This window comes from Nocardioides sp. BP30, assembly GCF_029873215.1.
In the GTDB taxonomy this organism is placed as follows: Bacteria; Actinomycetota; Actinomycetes; order Propionibacteriales; family Nocardioidaceae; genus Nocardioides.
In genome coordinates this window covers 3,972,159-3,992,136 of the sequence record NZ_CP123620.1, presented here as the reverse complement: position 1 = coordinate 3,992,136, position 19,978 = coordinate 3,972,159, and the positions used below count along the sequence as shown (strand labels likewise).

Annotated in this window: 23 protein-coding genes; 6 read left to right on the top strand and 17 right to left on the bottom strand. The window is 69.6% G+C overall.

The window, feature by feature from the left end; translation table 11 throughout:
- Positions 1 to 344: 344 nt before the first annotated feature.
- The 4 genes from P5P86_RS18760 to P5P86_RS18745 all read left to right on the top strand — a co-directional run bounded on the left by P5P86_RS18760 (position 345) and on the right by P5P86_RS18745 (position 3,586).
- On the top strand, positions 345 to 1,976 hold the full coding sequence (locus tag P5P86_RS18760) for an MDR family MFS transporter (RefSeq protein ID WP_280608968.1): 1,632 nt from the start codon (positions 345 to 347) through the stop codon (positions 1,974 to 1,976).
- Complete coding sequence (locus P5P86_RS18755) at positions 1,973 to 2,410, top strand: MarR family winged helix-turn-helix transcriptional regulator (protein ID WP_280608967.1); 438 nt, start codon at positions 1,973 to 1,975, stop codon at positions 2,408 to 2,410. The genes P5P86_RS18760 and P5P86_RS18755 overlap by 4 nt, the downstream gene beginning before the upstream one ends.
- 85 nt (positions 2,411 to 2,495) lie before the next feature.
- On the top strand, positions 2,496 to 3,182 hold the full coding sequence (locus tag P5P86_RS18750; protein WP_280608966.1) for an iron-dependent transcriptional repressor DtxR: 687 nt from the start codon (positions 2,496 to 2,498) through the stop codon (positions 3,180 to 3,182).
- Positions 3,183 to 3,244: 62 nt separating this feature from the next.
- The gene (locus P5P86_RS18745; RefSeq protein ID WP_280608965.1) at positions 3,245 to 3,586 is read left to right on the top strand and encodes a hypothetical protein; all 342 of its coding nucleotides are present in this window, start codon (positions 3,245 to 3,247) and stop codon (positions 3,584 to 3,586) included.
- Here P5P86_RS18745 and P5P86_RS18740 read toward each other — a convergent pair.
- Positions 3,568 to 4,443, bottom strand: a complete 876-nt coding sequence (locus P5P86_RS18740; RefSeq protein ID WP_280608964.1) for an NAD-dependent protein deacetylase — start codon at positions 4,441 to 4,443, stop codon at positions 3,568 to 3,570. The genes P5P86_RS18745 and P5P86_RS18740 overlap by 19 nt on opposite strands.
- Positions 4,440 to 4,709, bottom strand: a complete 270-nt coding sequence (locus tag P5P86_RS18735; RefSeq protein WP_280608963.1) for a DUF2277 domain-containing protein — start codon at positions 4,707 to 4,709, stop codon at positions 4,440 to 4,442. The genes P5P86_RS18740 and P5P86_RS18735 overlap by 4 nt, the downstream gene beginning before the upstream one ends.
- A 140-nt stretch (positions 4,710 to 4,849) precedes the next feature.
- Between P5P86_RS18735 and P5P86_RS18730 the strand changes: the two genes are divergently transcribed.
- Entirely contained in the window at positions 4,850 to 5,893 is a 1,044-nt protein-coding gene (locus tag P5P86_RS18730) for a sensor histidine kinase (RefSeq protein ID WP_280608962.1), read from the top strand.
- A gap of 32 nt (positions 5,894 to 5,925) precedes the next feature.
- On the opposite strand, the gene P5P86_RS18725 is transcribed toward P5P86_RS18730, so the two are convergent.
- Both P5P86_RS18725 and flhA read right to left on the bottom strand, forming a co-directional pair.
- Positions 5,926 to 6,492 (bottom strand): hypothetical protein, encoded by a 567-nt coding sequence (locus P5P86_RS18725; protein WP_280608961.1) that lies wholly within the window; start codon positions 6,490 to 6,492, stop codon positions 5,926 to 5,928.
- A complete protein-coding gene (flhA, locus tag P5P86_RS18720; protein ID WP_280608960.1) occupies positions 6,489 to 8,552 on the bottom strand; it encodes a flagellar biosynthesis protein FlhA in 2,064 nt (687 codons plus the stop codon). Before flhA ends, P5P86_RS18725 begins: the two co-directional genes overlap by 4 nt.
- Before the next feature lie 439 nt (positions 8,553 to 8,991).
- Between flhA and P5P86_RS18715 the strand changes: the two genes are divergently transcribed.
- A complete protein-coding gene (locus P5P86_RS18715) occupies positions 8,992 to 10,221 on the top strand; it encodes an HNH endonuclease signature motif containing protein (RefSeq protein ID WP_280608959.1) in 1,230 nt (409 codons plus the stop codon).
- Positions 10,222 to 10,226: 5 nt separating this feature from the next.
- Here the strand turns inward: P5P86_RS18715 and P5P86_RS18710 are convergent, their stop codons facing one another.
- The 13 genes from P5P86_RS18710 to P5P86_RS18650 form a co-directional block, all read right to left on the bottom strand.
- The gene (locus tag P5P86_RS18710) at positions 10,227 to 11,420 is read right to left on the bottom strand and encodes an EscU/YscU/HrcU family type III secretion system export apparatus switch protein (protein ID WP_280608958.1); all 1,194 of its coding nucleotides are present in this window, start codon (positions 11,418 to 11,420) and stop codon (positions 10,227 to 10,229) included.
- Positions 11,420 to 12,187: a flagellar biosynthetic protein FliR gene (locus P5P86_RS18705; protein WP_280608957.1), complete on the bottom strand. Its 768-nt coding sequence runs from the start codon at positions 12,185 to 12,187 to the stop codon at positions 11,420 to 11,422. Before P5P86_RS18705 ends, P5P86_RS18710 begins: the two co-directional genes overlap by 1 nt.
- 7 nt (positions 12,188 to 12,194) lie before the next feature.
- Positions 12,195 to 12,488, bottom strand: coding sequence for a flagellar biosynthetic protein FliQ (locus P5P86_RS18700; protein WP_280608956.1), 294 nt, complete (start codon positions 12,486 to 12,488; stop codon positions 12,195 to 12,197).
- Entirely contained in the window at positions 12,478 to 13,272 is a 795-nt protein-coding gene (gene fliP / locus P5P86_RS18695) for a flagellar type III secretion system pore protein FliP (protein WP_280608955.1), read from the bottom strand. Before fliP ends, P5P86_RS18700 begins: the two co-directional genes overlap by 11 nt.
- Positions 13,269 to 13,706, bottom strand: coding sequence for a flagellar biosynthetic protein FliO (fliO, locus tag P5P86_RS18690; protein WP_280608954.1), 438 nt, complete (start codon positions 13,704 to 13,706; stop codon positions 13,269 to 13,271). Before fliO ends, fliP begins: the two co-directional genes overlap by 4 nt.
- A gap of 19 nt (positions 13,707 to 13,725) precedes the next feature.
- Positions 13,726 to 14,646 carry a flagellar motor switch protein FliN gene (gene fliN, locus P5P86_RS18685; protein WP_280608953.1) on the bottom strand — a complete coding sequence of 307 codons (921 nt, stop codon included), beginning with the start codon at positions 14,644 to 14,646 and terminating at the stop codon, positions 13,726 to 13,728.
- A complete protein-coding gene (locus tag P5P86_RS18680; protein WP_280608952.1) occupies positions 14,643 to 15,632 on the bottom strand; it encodes a flagellar motor switch protein FliM in 990 nt (329 codons plus the stop codon). Before P5P86_RS18680 ends, fliN begins: the two co-directional genes overlap by 4 nt.
- 97 nt (positions 15,633 to 15,729) lie before the next feature.
- Entirely contained in the window at positions 15,730 to 16,149 is a 420-nt protein-coding gene (locus P5P86_RS18675) for a flagellar basal body-associated FliL family protein (protein ID WP_280608951.1), read from the bottom strand.
- Between the two features lie 11 nt (positions 16,150 to 16,160).
- Positions 16,161 to 17,102, bottom strand: a complete 942-nt coding sequence (locus tag P5P86_RS18670; protein ID WP_280608950.1) for an OmpA/MotB family protein — start codon at positions 17,100 to 17,102, stop codon at positions 16,161 to 16,163.
- Complete coding sequence (locus tag P5P86_RS18665) at positions 17,102 to 17,872, bottom strand: motility protein A (protein ID WP_280608949.1); 771 nt, start codon at positions 17,870 to 17,872, stop codon at positions 17,102 to 17,104. The genes P5P86_RS18670 and P5P86_RS18665 overlap by 1 nt, the downstream gene beginning before the upstream one ends.
- Positions 17,872 to 18,189 (bottom strand): flagellar FlbD family protein, encoded by a 318-nt coding sequence (locus P5P86_RS18660; RefSeq protein ID WP_280608948.1) that lies wholly within the window; start codon positions 18,187 to 18,189, stop codon positions 17,872 to 17,874. Before P5P86_RS18660 ends, P5P86_RS18665 begins: the two co-directional genes overlap by 1 nt.
- A gap of 228 nt (positions 18,190 to 18,417) precedes the next feature.
- On the bottom strand, positions 18,418 to 19,434 hold the full coding sequence (locus P5P86_RS18655) for a flagellar hook protein FlgE (protein WP_280608947.1): 1,017 nt from the start codon (positions 19,432 to 19,434) through the stop codon (positions 18,418 to 18,420).
- Between the two features lie 31 nt (positions 19,435 to 19,465).
- Positions 19,466 to 19,969 (bottom strand): flagellar hook assembly protein FlgD, encoded by a 504-nt coding sequence (locus P5P86_RS18650; protein WP_280608946.1) that lies wholly within the window; start codon positions 19,967 to 19,969, stop codon positions 19,466 to 19,468.
- Positions 19,970 to 19,978: the final 9 nt, after the last annotated feature.

The window sequence follows — 19,978 nt, the reverse complement described above, 5'->3', positions numbered from 1 at the left end:
GCGCCGTCGCGACGTACGGTCGTCGTACACGGGAAAGGAGGTGATCCGAAGAATGAATTCTTCTTGGACGCGTGAGGTGGCTGTCCGCTAGGCAGTCCGTCATCTTGTGACGTCGACTGTTCGGCGAATACCCCACAGTCACCCGATCCGCAGGCGCCCGGCCACGTCCCCGGGGCGGTCCTTCAAGGGCCACGCCTGCGGATCGCTCATTTCTCGACGTGTGGTGCAGTGCACACACCTACAAAGTTGTCGTGGTCAACCATCTTGGAATATAGTTGATCTTAACAACCTTCTAGGTACGTAACCAGACACCGTCCGCACGAAAGATTCGAGATCCGAGAAGCATGTCCCAGGACGCAACCCTCGCCCAGGCTCCGGCCCAGGCACCCATGACCCACAAGGAGATCCTCGAGGCACTCTCGGGTCTCCTCATCGCGATGTTCGTCGCGATCCTGTCGAGCACCGTCGTGACCAACGCGCTGCCGACCATCGTCTCCGACCTGCACGGCACCCAGACCGGCTACACCTGGGTACTCGTCGCCACCATGCTGGCGATGACGGCGACGACCCCGATCTGGGGCAAGCTCGCCGACCAGTTCAGCAAGAAGCTGCTGATGCAGATCTCGCTGGTCGTCTACGTGTCCGGCTCCGCTCTCGCGGGCCTGGCGCAGTCGATGACCTGGCTGATCGGAGCGCGCGTCATCACCGGTCTCGGTGTCGGCGGCGTCATGGCCCTGATCCAGATCATCATCGGCTCGATGGTCTCCCCGCGTGAGCGTGGGCGCTACTCCGGTTACATCGGCGCGACCTACGGCCTGGCCACCCTGCTCGGCCCGCTCGTCGGCGGCGTCATCGTGGACAGCACGCTCGGCTGGCGCGGCTGTTTCTACGTCAGCCTGCCGTTCGCGATCCTCTCGCTGATCGTGCTGCAGGCGAAGCTGCACCTGCCGACGGTCAAGCAGGAGGTCAAGATCGACTTCCTCGGCGCGACCCTGCTCATGGGCGGCGTCAGCATCCTGCTCATCTGGGTCTCGCTCGGTGGCCAGCAGTTCGCCTGGGCCTCGGCCACCACCGTCTACATGGTCGCCGGCGGTCTGATCGTCCTCGCCCTGGCCGCACTGGTCGAGGGCAAGGTCGCCGCCCAGCCGATCATCCCGCTGCAGCTGTTCAAGGACCGCACGATCGCGCTGGCGACCATCGCCGCCATCTTCGTGGGCGTGGCCCTGCTGACAGCGACCACCTTCCTCTCCGAGTACTTCCAGGACTCGCGCGGCATGAGCCCGACCAACGCCGGCCTGATGTCGCTGTCGATGGTCGCCGGCCTGATGGGCACCAGCATCATCTCGGGCCGGATGATCAGCTCGACCGGTCGCTGGAAGGTCTGGCTGTCCTGGGGCATGCTCGCTGTCGTCGTCGGTACGGCGCTCCTGGCGACCATGGACCACAGCACGCCGCTGTGGCTGATCGGGCTCTTCATGTTCATCCTCGGCGGCGGTCTCGGCGCGACCCAGCAGAACCTGGTGCTCTCGGTGCAGAACAACGTCGACCAGGCCAACATCGGCGCGGCCAGCTCCGTGGTGGCGTTCTTCCGGACCCTCGGCGGCGCGATCGGCGTCAGCGCCTTCGGCGCGGTGCTCTCCCACCGGGTCGCGGCCCAGGTCGCCGACGGCATCGCCCCGCTGGTCCGGACCGGCCAGGTCACCCTGCAGCAGGCCAAGGCGCTCGGTGGCGGCGACGTGCCGGCGCTCTCCAGCCTGCCGGCCCCGCTGCGCAACCTCTACGAGGTCGCCTTCGGCGGCGCCACCGGTCACATCTTCCTGTTCGCGGTGCCGTGCACGGTGGTGGCCCTGATCGCGGTGCTGTTCATCCGTGAGACCCGGCTGCGCACCACGCTCGACAAGATCGAGGAGCCGGAGGTCGCCCTGGACCTGGCCGCGGAGCTGCAGGTCGGTGGCGCCCTGGAGGGTGCCAAGTGACCGAGCGCGCCGACGCGTTTGAGGAGATCGCGGCGCAGATGCGGGTGCTGGGTCGTCGGTTCAAGACGATGATCGCCGAGCGGGCTGCCGAGGTGCACCCGCAGCTGCAGCCGTCCTCCTACCACATCCTCGTCTTCCTGATCGAGAACGGACCGACCCGCGGCAGCGCCCTGGCCTGTCAGTTCGACATCGACAAGGGCGCTATCAGTCGCCAGATCCAGCATCTCCTCGACCTGGGCCTGGCGGAGCGGACCGCCGATCCCGACGACGGCCGGGCCCAGCTCGTCTCGGCGAGTGCCCGGGCGCGGGAGGTGCTCGACAGGGCCCACGTCCAGCAGCAGCTCAACTGGCAGCGCCGGCTGGAGGGATGGTCGGCCGAGGAGCTGCGGAGCTTCGCCGACCAGCTCGGGCGGTTCAACGGCGATCTCACCTGAGGTTCGTGGGAGCAGCTCGTCCGGCCGGTCGACCGCGGGTCGCCGGCCGGACGAAGCTGTCGGTGAATCACCGTAGGATGGTGCTGTGAGCGATCTGATCGACACCACGGAGATGTACCTGCGCACCATCTACGAGTTGGTGGAGGAGGGCATCGTGCCCCTGCGTGCCCGGATCGCCGAGCGACTGCACCAGTCCGGCCCCACCGTCTCGCAGACGGTCGCCCGGATGGAGCGCGACGGCCTGCTGACCGTCGAGGGTGACCGCCACCTGCAGCTGACCTCCGAGGGCAACCGGCTCGCGATCCGGGTGATGCGCAAGCACCGGCTCGCCGAGCGCCTGCTGACCGACGTGATCGGTCTGGACTGGGAGCTCGTGCACGAGGAGGCGTGTCGCTGGGAGCACGTGATGTCCGAGAACGTCGAGAAGCGCCTCCTGGAGCTGCTCGGCAGCCCGACCTCCTCGCCGTACGGGAATCCGATCCCGGGGCTGGACGAGCTCGGCTCCGTCGCGATCGGCGAGGAGTTCATGTCCGACGTCGAGCCTCTCTCCAAGGTCGCGGCCGACGAGAAGGGCACCGTGCTCGTCCGGCGCATCTCCGAGGAGATGCAGAAGGACGAGACCCTGATGTCGGCACTGCGTCGCGTCGGCGCCATCCCCGACCACACCGTCACCGTCGTCGCCACGTCGGAGGGCATTCTCGTGGGTTCGGGTGGCGAGAGTGCAGAGATCGTGCCCGAGGCTGCCGATCACATCTTCGTCAAGAGGATGTAGCGAGGGCTACATACATCGCCACCGGCCTCGCGGTGGACAGCAGGTAGATAGAGGGGCATCCGTTGGAGCTGGTGCACGTCCGCCTCACCATGGCGGACCTGGTGAGTCCGGGTCGCGTCGTGCTTCCGCACACGCGCACCGGCCTCTCCCAGCCCCTCGACGTCGGGGACGAGCTGGTCGTCACCGACCAGGACGGCGAGTTCCACGGCGCGACCGTGATCGCGGTGGGCGGTGACGGCGCCGACCCGCAGTACCACCTCAAGATCGGGTCGCGACTACCGCTCGACCTCGCCGCCCAGCGGATGACCGACGTCGACCTGGAGCCTGAGAACGCCGGCCTGCACGAGGTCGTCGACCTGCTGGGCGAGCTGCGCGGCATGTTGCGTCACATCGACAGGACCTGAGAGCCCGTCTCCTCGTCGGTCTGAGCCCGGCGCCTCGCCAGAGCGGTGAGGAACTCGCTGGTGCCGGTGTCGACCCGGTACGTCGCCAGCGGGTCGCCGCGGGTGACGCCACGGTTGACGATCACGACCGGTGTACCCGCCTTGGCCGCGCGCCGCACGAACCGCAGCCCGCTCATGACCGTCAGGCTGCTGCCGGCCACCAGCAGCGCACCGTCCTGCTCGGCGAGCGCGTCCACCGCTGCCATGCACCGCTCGACCCGCTGGCGGGGGACGTTCTCACCGAAGAAGACGACATCCGGCTTCAGGACGCCGCCACACACCTCGCAGGCCGGCACCACGAAGCCGTCGGTGTCCTCCAGGTCGACGTCGCCGTCCGGCCGCACGGTCACCTCGGCGTGCCGCTCGGCCCAGCCCGGATTGAGCTCCTCCAGCCGGCGCTGCAGGTCGGCGCGCTGGCTGATCGTGCCGCAGGAGAGGCAGACGACCTGGGAGATGCGGCCGTGCAGCGCCACCACGTTGCGACTGCCGGCGGCCTCGTGCAGACCGTCGACGTTCTGGGTGATGAGCAGCTCGGGATCGATCGCCGCCAGGGCACGATGGCCCGCGTTGGGCTCGGCGACCTTCATCCGGGACCAGCCGAGGGCCGAGCGTGCCCAGTACCGCTGCTGCGCGGTCGGGCCGGAGACGAACTCGCCGTACGTCATCGGCATCCGCGCCGGCGCGTTCGGGCCGCGGTAGTCGGGGATGCCGGAGTCGGTGGAGAGACCGGCACCCGTCAGGGCCACCAGCGGGCGGCCGGCCAGCAGGGCCAGCGCCTGCCCGCTGTCGGTCTCCCGGGTCGGCTCGGGGTGCGTCACCGTGCGTACCGGGTGGCGGCGCGCGCCTTCGCCTTGGCAGCCTCGACCTCGCGGTCGCGCTTGGGTGCGTGCGTGACGAGGTCGTCGAGAAGGTGCTGGGTGGCGTGCGCGATCGTCGCCACGGCCCGGTCGAACGCCTCCTGGTTGGCCTGCGAGGGCCGCACCGTGCCGCTCACCTTGCGGACGTACTGCAGGGCGGCGGCGCTCACCTCGTCGGAGGAGGCGGGCGGCTCGAAGTTGTGCAGGGGTCGGATGTTGCGGCACATGTCTCCAGCGTAGGTCGCCGCGGCCAGGAACGGGGCCGAGGGCCGTCGGAGGACCGGCCCGATCGGACCACGGAATCGCCGACCCCCAGCCCGGGCGAAGCGGGTGTGGAGACCCGGGACGGTCACTACCATGGTCCCTCGTGGTCACCGCAGCGGAAGGGCGCCACCGCGCGCCGCAGCCCGGCTCGCCGGGTGATGCTGCCGACCCCTCGGCGAGGTTCTCCGCGCCGGTCGAGCTCCTGATCGAGGCGCTCCTGGCTGTCTCCGCCGACCTGGAGCTCGACGGCGTGCTGCGCAGGACGCTCGAGGCCGCCTGCGTCCTGACCGGCGCGCCGCACGGCATGGCGGCGATCTCGGGCGAGCGCGCGATCCTGTACGGCGAGAGCGCTTCCGCCGAGCCGCTGAGCGCCGGACGCGCCGGTCTGATCACCACCGTGCTGGTCGGGCGCGTGCCGTACGCGCGCCTGCACCTGGCCGCACGCGCCGACGGCAGCGACTTCGACTCCTGCGACGAGCTGATGCTCGGCCGGCTGGTGGCCGCCGCGGGTCAGGCGATCGGCAACGCCCTGGAGTACCAGCACGCCGGGGCCGCTGAGGCTGCTGTCAGCGCCGAGCGCGATCGGATCGCGCGCGACCTGCACGACACCGTGATCCAGCAGCTGTTCGCGACCGGGCTGCAGCTGCAGGCGCTGCGCCGTACGCTCGGCGAGGAGGCGGGCGCCGGCGTCACCGCGGCGATCCGTGACCTCGACACCACCATGAAGGACCTGCGGGTCACCATCTACGGTCTGCGTCGCCCGCGACGCGCCACCATGCTGGGTCAGGTGGAGGCGCTGGTGGAGGAGTACGCCGCCGGTCTGGGCTTCCGGCCGCAGCTGCAGCACAGCGGCCCCGTCGAAGCGCTGCTGGAGGGGGACCTCGGCGACCACGTCCTGGCGACACTGCGCGAGGCGCTGTCGAACATCGTCAAGCACGCCGGAGCGAGCGCCGCAGACGTGGAGCTGCACGTCTCGCCGGCGTGGACGATGCTGCGCGTCCGCGACAACGGCGTCGGCATCCCGCCGGGGGAGAGCGGCGTGCTCGGCAGTGGGCTGGCCAACCTGCGCACCCGCGCGGAGCGGCTGGGCGGGTTGCTGCGGATCTGCGGCACCCGCCTGGACTGGATCGTCCCGACCGGACAGTGACCCGGCCGTTGCCGGGTCCGGCCCTGCGAAGCTCAGACCGGGTCGGCGAACGGATCGGCGTCGAGGTCCAGCGGGGCCAGGTCGCCGAGGTCGTCGAGACTGCCGAAGTCCGCGAGCCCGGCGTCGAGCCCGGCATTCAGCCCGGTGTTCAGCCCGGAGTCGAACCCGCCGGGTGTCTCCGGGTCGCCGCCGAAGGGCGCGTCGAGCGCCAGCGGTGACTCCGCAGCACTGGGTGCGTCGTACTCCGCGAAGCCGTTGCCGAAGTCGTCGTCGGCGGTGCTCGTGCCGTACCCGGCAGCGCGCATGGTGGTCGCCCGGCTGGAGGCCGGGGCGGCGGCACTGGCGCCGTCGGCGAGCGTCGGCACGGCGCCGAGCGCCCCGCCCTCGCCCAGCCGTCGGACGAGCTCGGCGAGCAGAGCGCAGGTCAGCAGCACGATCAGGAAGCGCTCCAGGAGCACGCCGGCCGGAAGGGCGCGCTCGACGAGAGCCGTCCAGACGGCCGGCATGCTGAGCAGCGCGCTGACGGTGACGACCTCGGGGGTGAGGCCCGCCGTCGACGGCGCGGCATGGTTGACGCTCGGCAGTGGCATCGTCGTCACGCACCCACCACCGAGAGATTGGCTCCGCCGTCGACGCGGCTACCGGCGACGACGCCGATCGAGTGGACGCTCGAGGCGCCGCTGATCTCGGTGTAGGACAGGATCGGGAGGCGCGGCAGCGCCGGAGCCATGAGACGGCGTACGGCGGCGCGCAGCTGCGGCGCGCAGACCAGCACCGCCCGGACGTTGTTGTCCTCCCCGACCTGGACGAGCTGGGCTGCGCGGGTCAGGACGTTCTGGGCGGTATCGGGATCGAGCGCGAGCACCGCTCCCTGCTCGGTCGCCCGCAGCGCCTCGAGCATTCCCTGCTCGAGCATCGGCTCGAGACTGATCGCGGAGACCGCGCCGTCGGTGAGGTACGGCGCGACGATCGCCGGGCCGAGCGCGGCGCGCGCAGCCTCGACTAGCCCGTCGAGATCCTTCGAGACCGGTGCGCGCAGCGAGAGCGCCTCGAAGATGCGCACCAGGTCGCGGACCGAGACGTTCTCCTCGAGGAGTGCCCGCAGCACCCGCTGGATCTCGCCGAGCGAGAGCTGGGCGGGTGTGAGCTCCTCGATCACGACCGGATGCGTGCGCTTGACCACGTCGGTGAGCAGGCGGACGTCCTCGCGGCCGAGCAGGCGACCGGCGTGGGCGGTGACCACCTCGGAGAGGTGGGTGGTGACGACCGAGGCCCGGTCGACGACCGTCGCCCCGCCCATCTCGGCCTGGTGGCGCAGTTCGGCCGGGATCCACTTCGCATCCAGGCCGAAGACCGGCTCGCGGGTGGCCTGACCCGGCAGCGAGCCGAGGAAGTCGCCGATCGCGAGGACGCAGCCCCGCGGCGCCTCGCCGCGGGCCACCTCGACGCCGAACAGCGTGATCGCGTAGAAGCGCAGCGGCAGGTCGAGGTTGTCGCGGGTGCGCACCGGCGGGATGACGATGCCCAGGTCGGTGGCGATCTTGCGGCGCAGCGCCTTGACCCGGTCGAGCAGGTCGCCGCCGGCGGCGGGGTCGACGAGATCGATGAGGTCGGCGGAGAGCTCGAGGCCGAGCGGGTCGACCAGGATGTCCGCGGCGAGCTGCTCGGGGGCGTCCGGGTTCTTCGGCGGCGGCGCGTCCAGCAGCGGGTCGAGCGCGGCGGCCGCCGGCGCCTCCTGCACCCGGGTGGAGGCCAGCAGCAGGGCCCCACCGGCGATGATGAACGGGATCTTGGGCAGCCCGGGAATGATGCAGATGGCGAGGGCGGCGAAGCCCGCGACGCGCAGCGGCGTACGGCGTGCGCCGAGCTGGCGCAGGATGTCCGAGCCCATGTCCTCGTTGCCCGCGGCGCGGGTGACGATCAGACCGGTGGCCACCGAGAGCAGCAGGGCCGGGATCTGCGAGACCAGGCCGTCACCGATAGAGAGCAGCGAGTAGGTGTTGATCGCCTCGCTGAAGCTGAGGTGGTTCTGCACCATGCCGATCGCGAACCCGCCCAGCAGGTTGACCAGCGTGATGATGATGGCGGCGACCGCGTCACCCTGGACGAACTTGGACGCACCGTCCATGGCGCCGTGGAAGTCGGCCTCGGCGTGCACCTCGGCGCGGCGCTGCTTGGCCTCCTCATCGTCGATCAGGCCGGAGTTCAGGTCGGCGTCGATCGACATCTGCTTGCCGGGCATGGCGTCGAGGGTGAAGCGGGCACCGACCTCGGCGACGCGGCCCGCGCCCTTGGTGATCACCACGAACTGGATGATCAGCAGGATCGCGAAGACGATGAGGCCGACGATGAGCGAGCCACCGACGACGAAGTGGCCGAACGTGTCGATGACCTTCCCGGCGTACCCGTGCAGCAGCACGAGCCGGGTGGCGGAGACGTTGAGCGCGAGCCGGAACAGGGTCATCACCAAGATGACCGAGGGGAAGGATGCGAAGTCGAGCGCGCGGGTGATGAACATCGTGGTGAGCAGCACGAGCAGCGCACCGGTGATGTTGGCGGCGATCAGCAGGTCCAGCGCCGCGGCCGGAAGCGGCACGACCAGCATGACCACGATCAGCACGATGCCGATGGGCACGCCGAGCTTGGCGTAGGACTTCACAATCAGGTGCCTCTCGAGGCGATCTGGCTCGTGCCGTCCGTGGCACCACAGGGGTGGCACCGTCCTGGTACCGGTGGGCCTATCGGCCGTGGTGGCGCGTGGGTGAGGGTTCTCGTTGAGTCGGGCCTGCGTCCGGGTTGAGTCGGGCCTGCGTCCGGGTTGAGTCGGGCCTGCGTCCGGGTTGAGTCGGGCCTCCAGCGCGACTTGGTGTTCGGGGTCGGTGCAAGGAAAAACGAAAGGCGTGGGCCAGTCCCAGCGTGGCCCGGTGTCTTGGCTGGGTCGGGAGCCTTCCCTACGGTTGCGTCGGGCCACCATGGCTGTGATCCAGTACGACGAGATCTCACGCTGGTCCGGTTGTGAGAAGAGGGTTGACCACACACATCCGACCCCCTAGGCTTCGAACATGCGTTCGAACTGATCTCTCTCGGTGGTGGTCCTCATGCATCAGATCCAGACGGCACTCGCCACGATCACTGCTGCCCTCGACCAGGCCACGGACGCGAACCCGGTCTTCCTGGGAACGAATGACAAGAAGGACGTGCTCGCCGCGCTGATGCGGTCCCGGACGCGGCTCGAGGAACTGTACCTGCGGGTGGTCGCCTCCGCCGACGATGTCGCCGCCGAGCTCGGTGCCCGCGATGTCGCGGCCTGGCTGACCGCGCAACACCGGGTCGAGAGTCCCGCCGCGCACACCACCCTTCGGTTGGCCCGGGAATTAGAGGCCCGGCCGGTGGTCCGGGCGAGGCTCGCGCAGGGTCGGTTCAGTCTCGAGCACGCCCGCGTGATCCTCCGTGGCTTGGACGACCTCCCCGACGACCTACCCGCCGAGGTGCTGGCGCGGGCGGAGGTCACCCTGTGCGACCTCGCGAACGAGCACCGCCCCAAGGACCTGCGCCGCGTCGCCAGCCATCTGTTGGAGGTCATCGCCCCCGACATTGCGGAAGCCGCCGAAGCCGCAGCGATCCAGCGGCTCGAGGAACAGGCCCACGCGAGAGCGACGCTGTCGATCACCGACCTCGGTGACGGGACGACCCGCATCCACGGCATCGTGCCCGAGGTCGTGGGTCATCGGTTGCGGACCTACCTGCAGGCCTACACCCAACCCCGCATCGCCGCCCTGGAGGCCGACGGCAGGGTCCAGCCCAGGAGCCGGCTCCTCGCCCATGCGTTCGCCCAACTCCTGGAGAACACCGACCCCACCCGACTCCCCGCCCACGGGGGTGATGCGACCACGGTGGTGGTGACCATGACCCTGGACCAGCTACGGGCCGGTCTCGGTGTTGGGTGGCTCGACGACGGCACCCCCATCAGCACCGGGGAGACCCGCCGACTCGCGTGCACCGCCGGGATCATCCCCGCCGTCCTCGGCGGCAACTCCGAACCCCTCGATCTGGGCCGCACCCGACGACTCTTCACCCCAACCCAGCGCAAGGCACTTGCGCTACGGGACAAGCACTGCCGCACCGAGGGCTGCACCGTTCCCGCCGCGTGGTGCGACGCCCACCACGACCAACCCTGGTCAACCGGCGGCCACACCGACCTGAATCACGGCTCCCTCCTCTGCGGCCACCACCACAGACGCGCCCACGACCCCACCTACCAAACCACCCGACTACCCGACGGCCGATACCGCTTCCAACACCGAACCGGGACCGTCCTGCGCCGGTGAGACGGCTACTCCTCGTCGAGCAGCTGCTCCGCCGCGCTGAGCGGCACGTTGGCGGCGCGCGCCGGACGCGCCGCGCGTTCGGCGCGGCGACGCCTGCTCGCTGTCGGCACCTCGGGCAGCGCTTCGAGGACGGTGCGCGGGGTGGTGTGCTCGCCACCCTGGTGCCCGTGGCCCCGCCGCGAGATCACGAAGGCGAGGACCTGTGCGACGGCGGCGAACAGCTCGCGCGGGATCTCCTGCCCCACCTCGCAGGAGCGGTAGAGGGCACGAGCGAGCGGGACGTCCTGCACCAGCGGCACCTGCGACTCCGCCGCCTTGGCGCGGATCCGGGCGGCGATCGCGCCGGCACCGCGGGCGATGACGCGGGGGGCACCCTGCTCCGGGTCGTACTTGAGGGCGACGGCCACGTGGGTCGGGTTCACCAGCAGGACGTCGGCGTCAGCGACGCTGTTGATCATCCGGGAGCGGGCCATGGCCAGCTGGCGCGAGCGGATCGCGCCCTTGACCTTCGGGTCGCCCTCGGCCTGCTTGTGCTCGTCCTTGACCTCGTCCTTGGTCATCTTCATCTGCTTGTCCATGCGGCGCTTGGCCATCATGTAGTCCGCGGCGGCGAGGACGAGGCCGACCACGGCGACTGTGCGCAGCAGGTTGATCGCCTTGCCCTGCACGGTCCCGATCACGGTGCTCATCGGCATCAGGCCGCCGATGAGCGGCATGATCGAACGGATCGCCAGATAGCCGATCAAGGCCACCACGGCGCTCTTGAGCAGGATCTTGGCGCCCTGCCACAGCGTCTGCGGCCCGAAGAGTCGCTTGAAGCCGCTGATCGGGTCGAGCTTCTTCAGGCTGGGCTTGGCCGCCTTGGGGGCGAACACCATCCCGCCCTGCGCGACGGCGGTGACCACCCCGATGACCAGCACGATGCTGCCCAGGGTGATGATCGCCATGAACGCGTGCCGCATCGCCGAGCCCATCAGATCCAGCGCCTTGGCCGGCTCGGGATCGGAGATCGAGCGCAGCGAGGCCTCGAAGATGTCCTGCCAGGTGCGCAGCTCCCGCGTGAGCAGTGGCCCGACGAGCGCCGAGACCACCAGGATGGTGAGCCACTGGCCGAACTCGGGCGTGCGAGCGACCTGCCCCTTCTTGCGCGTCTCGCGGCGGCGTTTGGCTGTCGGCTTCTCGGTCTTCTCCCCGGCCATCAGGAACCGCCGGCCATCGTGCTCATCGCCTGGTTGATCAACGTCGTCAGCCGGTCGAGCGCCTCGGGCAGCACCGGGAAGGACAGCCCGACCAACAACAGGGTCAGCCCGATCTTCGCGGGGAGCATCACGTTCATCGCGTTCAGCCCCGGGGCCACCTTCGTCAGCAGCGCCAGCGCCAGGTCGGCGATGAACAGCACCGCGACCATCGGCAGCGCGATCTGGATGGCGATCGAGAAGAACATCCCGAACGCGGTGGTCAGGACGTTCGCCCAGGTCGAGACGTCCGGCGCCGACATGAGCGGCAGGTAGTGGAAGGTGTTGAGCAGGCCGCCGACGATCAGGAGGTCACCGCCGGAGGCGAACAGCAGCATCACCGCGAGCATCTCGTGGAAGCGGCCGAAGACGCTGTTGTTGTTCATCGACAACGGGTCGTACGCCGCGGCGATCTGGAAGCTGCCGAAGAGGTCGATCAGCGACCCTGCTGCCTGGAGCGCCGAGAACAGCAGCTGGCAGGCGAACCCCATCGCCGCCCCGATCAGCACCTGCGTGCCGGTGACCAGCAGCAGCTCCGGCGTCGTACGGGGCAGCGCAGATGCCGCCAGCGTCGGCGAGATCGCGAACGCGAGACCCATCCCCAGCACGCCCTTGGCCATGGGCGGGATGGAGCGGTTGTTGAACGGCGGGGCGAAGGAGAGCCAGGCGATGATGCGCACCGAGGCCAACAGGTACGCCGTCAGCGCGGTGCCGTCGATCGAGATGGTCATCGTCGGCTCAGTTGAGGAGCGAGGGGACCTGCTCGAACAGGTGCTGGGTGAAGCTGATCAGGGTGTGCAGCATCCAGTTGCCACTGATCAGGAGCACGATCCCGACTCCGACCACCTTCGGCACGAAGGCGAGCGTGACCTCCTGGATCTGTGTCATCGACTGGAACAGCGAGATCACGAAGCCGATCGCCAGCGAGGTGAGCAGGATCGGCGCCGACAGCTTGAGGCACACCAGCATCACCTGGAGCGCGAGGTGCATGACCTGGGTGTCGGTGATCAGTGGGAGGGCGTCAATGCGCATAGCTGCTCACCAACGATCTGATGATCAGCGCCCAGCCGTCCACGAGCACGAACAGCAACAACTTGAACGGGAGGGACACCATCACCGGTGGCATCATCATCATGCCCAACGCCATCAACGCCCCGCTGACCACCACGTCGATGATCAGGAACGGGATGAAGATGATGAACCCGATGATGAAGGCATCCTTCAGCTCCGAGAGCACGAAGGCCGGGACGAGGGTCGCCAGTGAGACGTCGTCGCGGTTCTTCGGCAGGTCGCGGTTGGCGACGCTGGTGAGCAGCTCGAGCTCGTGGTCGTCGGTGTTCTTCAGCATGAACGTGCGCAGCGGCTTGATGCCGGCGTCCCACGCCTGCGCAGCCGTCTTGTGGCCGTGCAGGTAGGGCTGCACTCCCGCGTCGTTCACCTGCGAGACGACCGGCGCCATGATGAACAGGCTCAGGAAGAGGGCGAGCCCGGCGAGGACCTGGTTCGGCGGGGTGGTCTGCAGGCCCATCGCGTTGCGGGTCAGGCCGAGGACGACGAGGATCTTGGTGAAGCTCGTGCAGGTCAGCAGGATCGCCGGGGCGACGCTCAGCAGCGTCAGCGCCAGGATGGTGACCAGCGACGTGGACGGCTTGTTGGCCAGGCCGCTGAGGTCGACGTTCACGGTGCTGTTGGAGGGGCCGCCCGGTCCGGTCGGGCCGGTGGGGGCCGCGAGCGCTCCGGTGACGGTGGTCAGCACGACGATCGTGGTCAGGGTGACCAGGGTCGCCGTACGCCGCAGAAGCGTGCGGGCGCTCATGAGGCGTCGCGCGAGGTCCCGCGGGCGACCCTGAGCGCTTGGCGCCAGGTCTCCGGGGACAACACCGAGCCGGCCAGCGGACCATCCTTGGTCTGCTGCGAGGCGGCGCGGTGGGTCGGCACGGCACGGACGCGCGGTTCCTCCGCGGCCGTGGCGTGCTCGAGGTGCTGCGTGAAGCCGTGCGGCTCGAGCTCTTCGGGCTCGAGCTCGGTGAGCAGGGTGACCTGGTGCTCGGTGGTCCCGAGCACCAGCACCCGATCGGCGATCGTCACGACCGCCACGCCCGATCCACGGGAGAGCGGCTGACGATGCACGACCTGGATGGCCGCGCCGGCCTTGCCCTGGAACCGTCGTCCGGCGAACCGCGCGAGCAGCAGCAGCAGGCCGACGACGATGGCCAGGGAGAAGACCAGTCGGATGAGCAGTTCAGTCACGTGAGGATCTCTCGCTGCCTCAGGCGATCGCGGCGTCGTCGAGGATCTCGGTGACGCGCAGGCCGAAGTCCTCGTCCACCACGACGACCTCACCGCGAGCGATCAGGCGACCGTTGACCAGCAGGTCCGCGGGGCTGCCGGCGGCCCGGTCAAGCTCCAGGACGGCGCCGGGGGAGAGGGCGAGCAGGTCGCGCACGGTCATCCGGGTGCGACCGAGCTCGACCGTCACCTCCATGTCGACGCCGTGCAGCATCTCGATGCCGCGCGCGGCGGTGCCCAGCGCGCCGGGGTTGACCACGCCGCCCTGGGGCGGGAGGGGCTGACGCTGCTGCGGGACCGTGCGGGTGCCGGTCGGCGCACCGCTTCCCGGGGGTGCCTGGAGCGGGGTGTCGAAGCTGACCGGCGCGGCGACCGACGCCGCCGTGGCGCCGGCCGGACCGCCGATGGGGGCAGCGGCCGGAGCGGGCGTCTGGATCGGAGCGCGCTCGAGGTTCGGGCGGGCCTGCTGGAGGGTGCTCACCGGGACCAGTACGGCGGCGGCGATCCCGGCGCCGATCAGCGGCACGGTGGTGAACTCACCGCCCAGGTCGCCCACGACCAGGGAGAGGTCGACCTGGGTGGCGGGACGCGCCCAGCCGCCGAGCACGTTGGCGGTGGCCTCCAGGGCGGGCTGAGCCGCTGCCGCCAGGTCGAGACCGCCCAGCGGCGACTCGGCCAGCGCGTCGACCAGGTCCTTGCCGACCAGCACCGCGACGCGACCGGGGACCGGGCCGTCGAGCTCGGCGACAGCTGCGCCCGCGAAGGCGGCGGTCACGTGTACCGAACCCGGCTGGGCGGGGCCGGCCGTCAGCGGGGTCGCGGAGGGCAGCACCTCGGCGGCAGCCTCGGCGGCGGCCGCGGCGAGGTCGTCCAGGGTGAGGTCGCCGAGCGACGAGGTCATGAGTTCTCCTTGGGGGTGTCCACGATCAGAGCGGCGAGCCGCTGGCCGCGAGCGCCGGGTGTGGCGTGCGCGAAGGTGCTGCCGTCGACGGTGACGTCGAGCGGCGCGGAGGCGGGGTGGGAGAGCCGCAGCACGTCGCCGACCTGCAGCTGGCTCAGGTCGATGGGGCCGACCTGGGTCGTGCGGAAGCGGATCGCGACAGCGACCGGCACGTGGTCCATCTGCTGCCGCAGCAGGTCGGCGGCCTGGACGCGGGCGGCGCGCTCACGGTCGGAGACAGGCCCGGGGTGCGAGGCGTTGCTCAGGTACGGGTGCAGGCCGCTGAAGGGCAGGCAGATCGTCATCCGGTGCGGGCGGTCCGCGATCCGCAGCTCGAAGTCGGCAACCACCATGACGTCCGCCGGGCTCGCCGCCTGGGCGAACTGCGGGCTGTACTCCACCGCCGCAGCGACCGGCTCCAGCGGCAGGATGGTGGCCATCGAGTAGCGCATCTCGCCGAGGAGGCGGTCGATGAAGCCCTTCACCACGCCGCCCTCGATCTCGGTCAGGGGCCGGTCGGGCTGGTCGTTGCTGCCGGGGCCGCCGAGCATGTGGTCGACGCACGACATGATCGCCGGGATCGGCATCTCCAGGACGCCGAGGCCCGGCATCGGGTCGGCGGCGAACAGCGTCATGTAGGTCTGGCTGCCCAGCGACTCCACGTACTCGTTGTAGGTGCGCTGCTCGATGGTCTGCAGCGTCACCTGGCACACGGTCCGCAGCGACGAGGTGAAGACGGTCGTGGCCTGCCGTGCGAAACCGTCGAACCCCAGCATCAGGATGCGCTGGTGCTCGCGCGAGAGCTGGATCGGCCGACGGAAGTCGTACGGCACCGGCTCCGTGTTGCGGGCGCGTCGGCGCGAGCGGGATCCGGCGTGGCCCGGACGCAGGCTCGGCGGAGGGGGAGCGATGGTCACGATCCCGGGATCGGCGCTGCGCCGGGTCACCTGAGACGTTCGGCCTTGGCCGAAGGTCCTGACCTGCTAGTCAGAACGGGCCAGGGGTGGGCGCTTCGCGGAGGCTCGCCGGACGTACGCCGTCAGGTCACTGCGTGACGAACTCCGTGAAGTAGACGCCCATCACGTCGCCGTCGTACAGCTCGGTCAGCTTCTGGCTCAACTTCGTCTTGAGGTTGTTGCGCGGCTGGCCCTGGTCGAGGTTGGTCATCGACTGACCGCTGAACAGGTTGATCGCCGCGTCGAGGGCCTTGCTGCCGTCGATCTCCTCGCCGGCGCCCTTGCGCAGTTGCAGAGCGATACCGAGGCGCAGGTAGTGGCCGCCGGCCAGGTTGATCTGGATCGAGTCGAGCGCCTCGACGGTGCCCGGCTCGGGCTTGGTCGGGCCGGACGGCTTGAGCACGAAGAAGTAGGCGCCGCCGGCGAGCAGGAGCACGACCACCAGCGCGATGATGATGGTGCGGCCGCGACGGCGCGGCTTCTTCTCCTCGGCCTCGGTGGTGGGCATGGCGGTGACGGTCACGGCTGCACTCCGGTCTGGTTCTGGGTCTTCTGCAGGTCCTGCTGGACCTGCTGGTAGAGCGCCCGGGTCTCGGCCGGGGCCTGGGAGAGGACGACGATGTCGACCCGCTTGTTGATCTGCTGGGAGCCCTTGATCGAGGGGTCCTCGAGGGGCTTGGTGTGGCCGAAGCCGGACGCCTGGAGCCGCTTGGCAGGGATCTTGTCGACGTCGGCCAGGCGCCGCAGTGCCGAGAGCGCACGGGCGGTGGACAGGCCCCAGTCGTCGGGGTAGTACTTCGGCTTGACCTTCACCTGGTTGGTGTGACCGTCGACGTCGATCGGCTCGGTGATGCCCCTGAGCACGGGGGCGACCGTGTCGATGATCTCGTCACCGCGCGGGGTGAGGTCGGCGAGGTTGGCACGGAAGACGACGTGGCGCGAGACCAGCGAGACGACCAGCCCGCGCTCGTCCACCGTCGCCTGTACGTCGTCGGCGAGCCCCTTCTTGGCCAGGGCCTGCTGCATCTTCTTCCACAGCCCGAGCAGCGACTTCACCTGGGCCTCGGCGTCGGCGTACGCGCGCTGCTTGGCCTGCATCTGGGCCTTGTCGACCTGATCCTTGATCGCCTTGGTCTCCTGCGCCGGCATGTTGGTGATCAGGCTGTTGTCCATCACCTCCGAGCCGCTCGAGGTCGGGCCCTGGTCGTCCAGCAGCGGGCTCGAGCCGGAGAGGATCTGGGCCGAGCGACCGAAGCCGTTCGCGAGACCGTCCTTGAGCTGGGCGTACTTGGTCGAGTCGACGGTGGACATGGCGAACATGACGATGAACAGCACCATCAACAGGGTCACCATGTCGGCGTAGGTGACCAGCCAGCGCTCCGAGCCGCCCTCGTGCTCCTCGTGCTCGTCGTCGCCCTTCGGACGCCGTCGTACCGGCTGCGGGCGACCCTTGCCGCTCATCAGGCGGCCTCTTCGACGGTCTGCTGGTCGGAGGGCAGGAGCGAGCGGAGCTTCTCGGCGACCAGGCGCGGGTTCGAGCCGGACTGGATCGCGGAGACGCCCTCGATCGTGAGCTCCATCCGGGCCGCCTCCAGCGCACCGAGGCGGCGCAGCCGGTTGCTCAGCGGCAGCCACATCACGTTCGCGGACAGGACGCCCCACAGGGTCGCCACGAACGCGCCGGCGATGAGCGGACCGAGCTTCTCGGGCGTGGACAGGTTCTCCAGCACGTGCACCAGGCCCATCACGGTGCCGATGATGCCGATGGTGGGGGCGTAGCCGCCGGCGTCGGCGAAGAACTTGGCCGCCTGCCGGTCCTCGCCCTTCTTCGCGTGCACCTCGGCCTCGAGGATCTCGCGCAGCTCCTCGGGGTCGGTGCCGTCGATGGCCATCGTGACGCCCTTGACCAGGAACGGGTCGTCGATCTCGCGCAGGCCGTCCTCGAGGGCCAGGAGGCCCTCGCGGCGGGCGCGCTCGGCGAGGCTGACGATCGCGGGGACCAGGTCGGAGGCGGGCTGGACCTTGCCGGTGAAGGCGCGCTTGATGGACTTCACCGCGGTCTTGGCGTCGACCATGGTGCCGCCGGCGACCGTGACCAGGAGCGTGGTGCCGAACACCAGCAACATCGGCGGCAGGAGGAACAGGCTCATCGGGTGGCCGCCCTCCATGATGTTGGCGACGATGATGACGATGAAGCCCAGGACGATCCCGATCGGGGTTGCGGCGTCCATCAGTCCTCGTTTCCGGTACGGCGGGGATGGGGCGAGGCGAACTCGGACACGGTCGCCAGCTTCGGCTGGCCCTGCTCGGGCACGTCGGTGACCTTGCGGTGCAGGTAGGGGTGGACGGCGTCGAGCAGCGAGCCCAGGGCGACGACCTCGCCGCGGAAGGCGACGACGGCGTCGAGCACCTCGGACATGGTCTCGGCGACGACGTACTTCTTGCCGTCGACGAGGGTGATGATCGTGTCCGGGGTGCTGTCGACGCGCTCGATCAGGTCGGCGTTGAGCAGGAACACCGAACCCGAGAGGCGGGTGAGCGTGATCATTCGGTCGCACCGTCCTTGTGCGGGATTTTTCGCGGTCTGCGGCCGGCCATCCGTGGCCGGTCACAGTGCCTGATCGGCGTGGGTGCCCGGGACCTGAGACAGTCCTGATGCCATGCCCCGGACGAAACGGCGAGCGACACGCCGTACGGCGCGCGCACTTGTCGGGGGCGAACGACGTCGGCGGGCCGCCCCGCGAGGGTGCGGCCCGCCGACGTGCGGGGCGCTGGGTCAGCGCTTCATGTTGATGAGGTCGTCGAGGATCTGGTCGGAGGTCGTGATGATCTTCGAGCTGGCCTCGAAGCCGCGCTGGGCCAGGATCAGGTTGGTGAACTCGGTGGAGAGGTCGACGTTCGACATCTCCAGCGCGCCGGTGGTGATCTTGGCGTTCTGGCCGTAGTCGGTGACCTCGCCGGCGGCGGCGTACTCGATCAGGCCGGAGTTGGCGCTGGCGACGTACTCGGAGTCGCCGGACTTCTCCAGGCCCTGGGGGTTCTGCACGTTGGCCACGGCGATCTTGCCGATCGCCAGCTTGTCGCCGCTGGAGTAGGTACCGGTGATGGTGCCGTCGCTGCCGATCTCGTAGGACTGCAGGCTCGGGTAGGCCACCGAGCCGGCCGGCGTGCCGGGCGTGGTGCTGTAGACGACCGCCGGCGTCGCGGCGGCGCCCTTGGTGTCGAAGTACTTCTGCAGCGCGCTCTTGGTCGCCGGCGCGACGACGGCGTCGTTCATCTGCTGGGTGATCGTCTCCAGGCCCGTGCCGGTGGTGTCGGTCGTGGCCGGCTTCTTGCCGTAGGTCGGCGTGCCGTCGGCCGCGTAGCCGGTGACCGCGTAGCCCTGCACGAGCTTGCCGTCGGGGGCGGTCAGGTTGCCGTCCTGGTCGAAGGAGAACGCGCCGGCGCGGGTGAGATACTTGTTCGATCCGTCGCCGACCACGAAGAAGCCGTCGCCGCTCAGCATCATGTCGGTGGGCACGCCGGTGGTCTCGTTGGCGCCCTGGGTGAAGTTGGTCTTGACCGCGGCGAGCTGGGTGCCGAGGCCGATCTGGATGGCGTTGGTGCCACCGAGGCTGCCGTTGCTGGCCGGGGCGGACGCGGCGGTCAGCATCTGCGACAGCGTGTCGGAGAAGACGGTCTGCGAGCTCTTGAAGCCGACCGTGTTGGCGTTGGCGATGTTGTTGCCGGTCACGTCGAGCATGGTCTGGTTGACGCGCAGGCCGCTGATGCCGGCGAAGAGTGAACGAAGCATCGCGTTGTCCTTTGTTCGGTGGTGGAGGGGATCAGGCGGTGGTGCCGGAGGTGGAGCCGGTGCTGTTGCTGGTACTGCCGGTGTCGGACCCGGAGCTGGTGCCGGCGCTGCCGGAGATGTCACCCACGGCGCCGATCGAGTTGAGCGAGACCTGCTGGTCACCGACGGTGACGACGGGTCCCGAGGTGGTGTAGGAGACACCCGAGACGGTGCCGGACTGGGTCTTGCCGTTGGCGTCGACCCAGCTGACGTTCTTCCCGATCATCGCCGCGGAGCCGAACGCGAGCTGGCTGGAGAGCACCATGCCCATCTCGCTCTGCATCTCCTGGATCGCCTGGACCTCGGTGAAGGTGGCGTTCTGGGTGAGCATGGTGGAGGTGTCCGTCGGGTTCATCGGGTCCTGGTACTTCATCTGCGCCACCATCAGCTGGAGGAACATGTCCGAGTCCTCGCTGGTGGAGCTGCTGCCGCTCGCCGACGAGGCGGCGTTGGCAGCGAAGATGCCGTTGTCGCTGCTGATCGGGGTCACGCTCACGGGATGTCT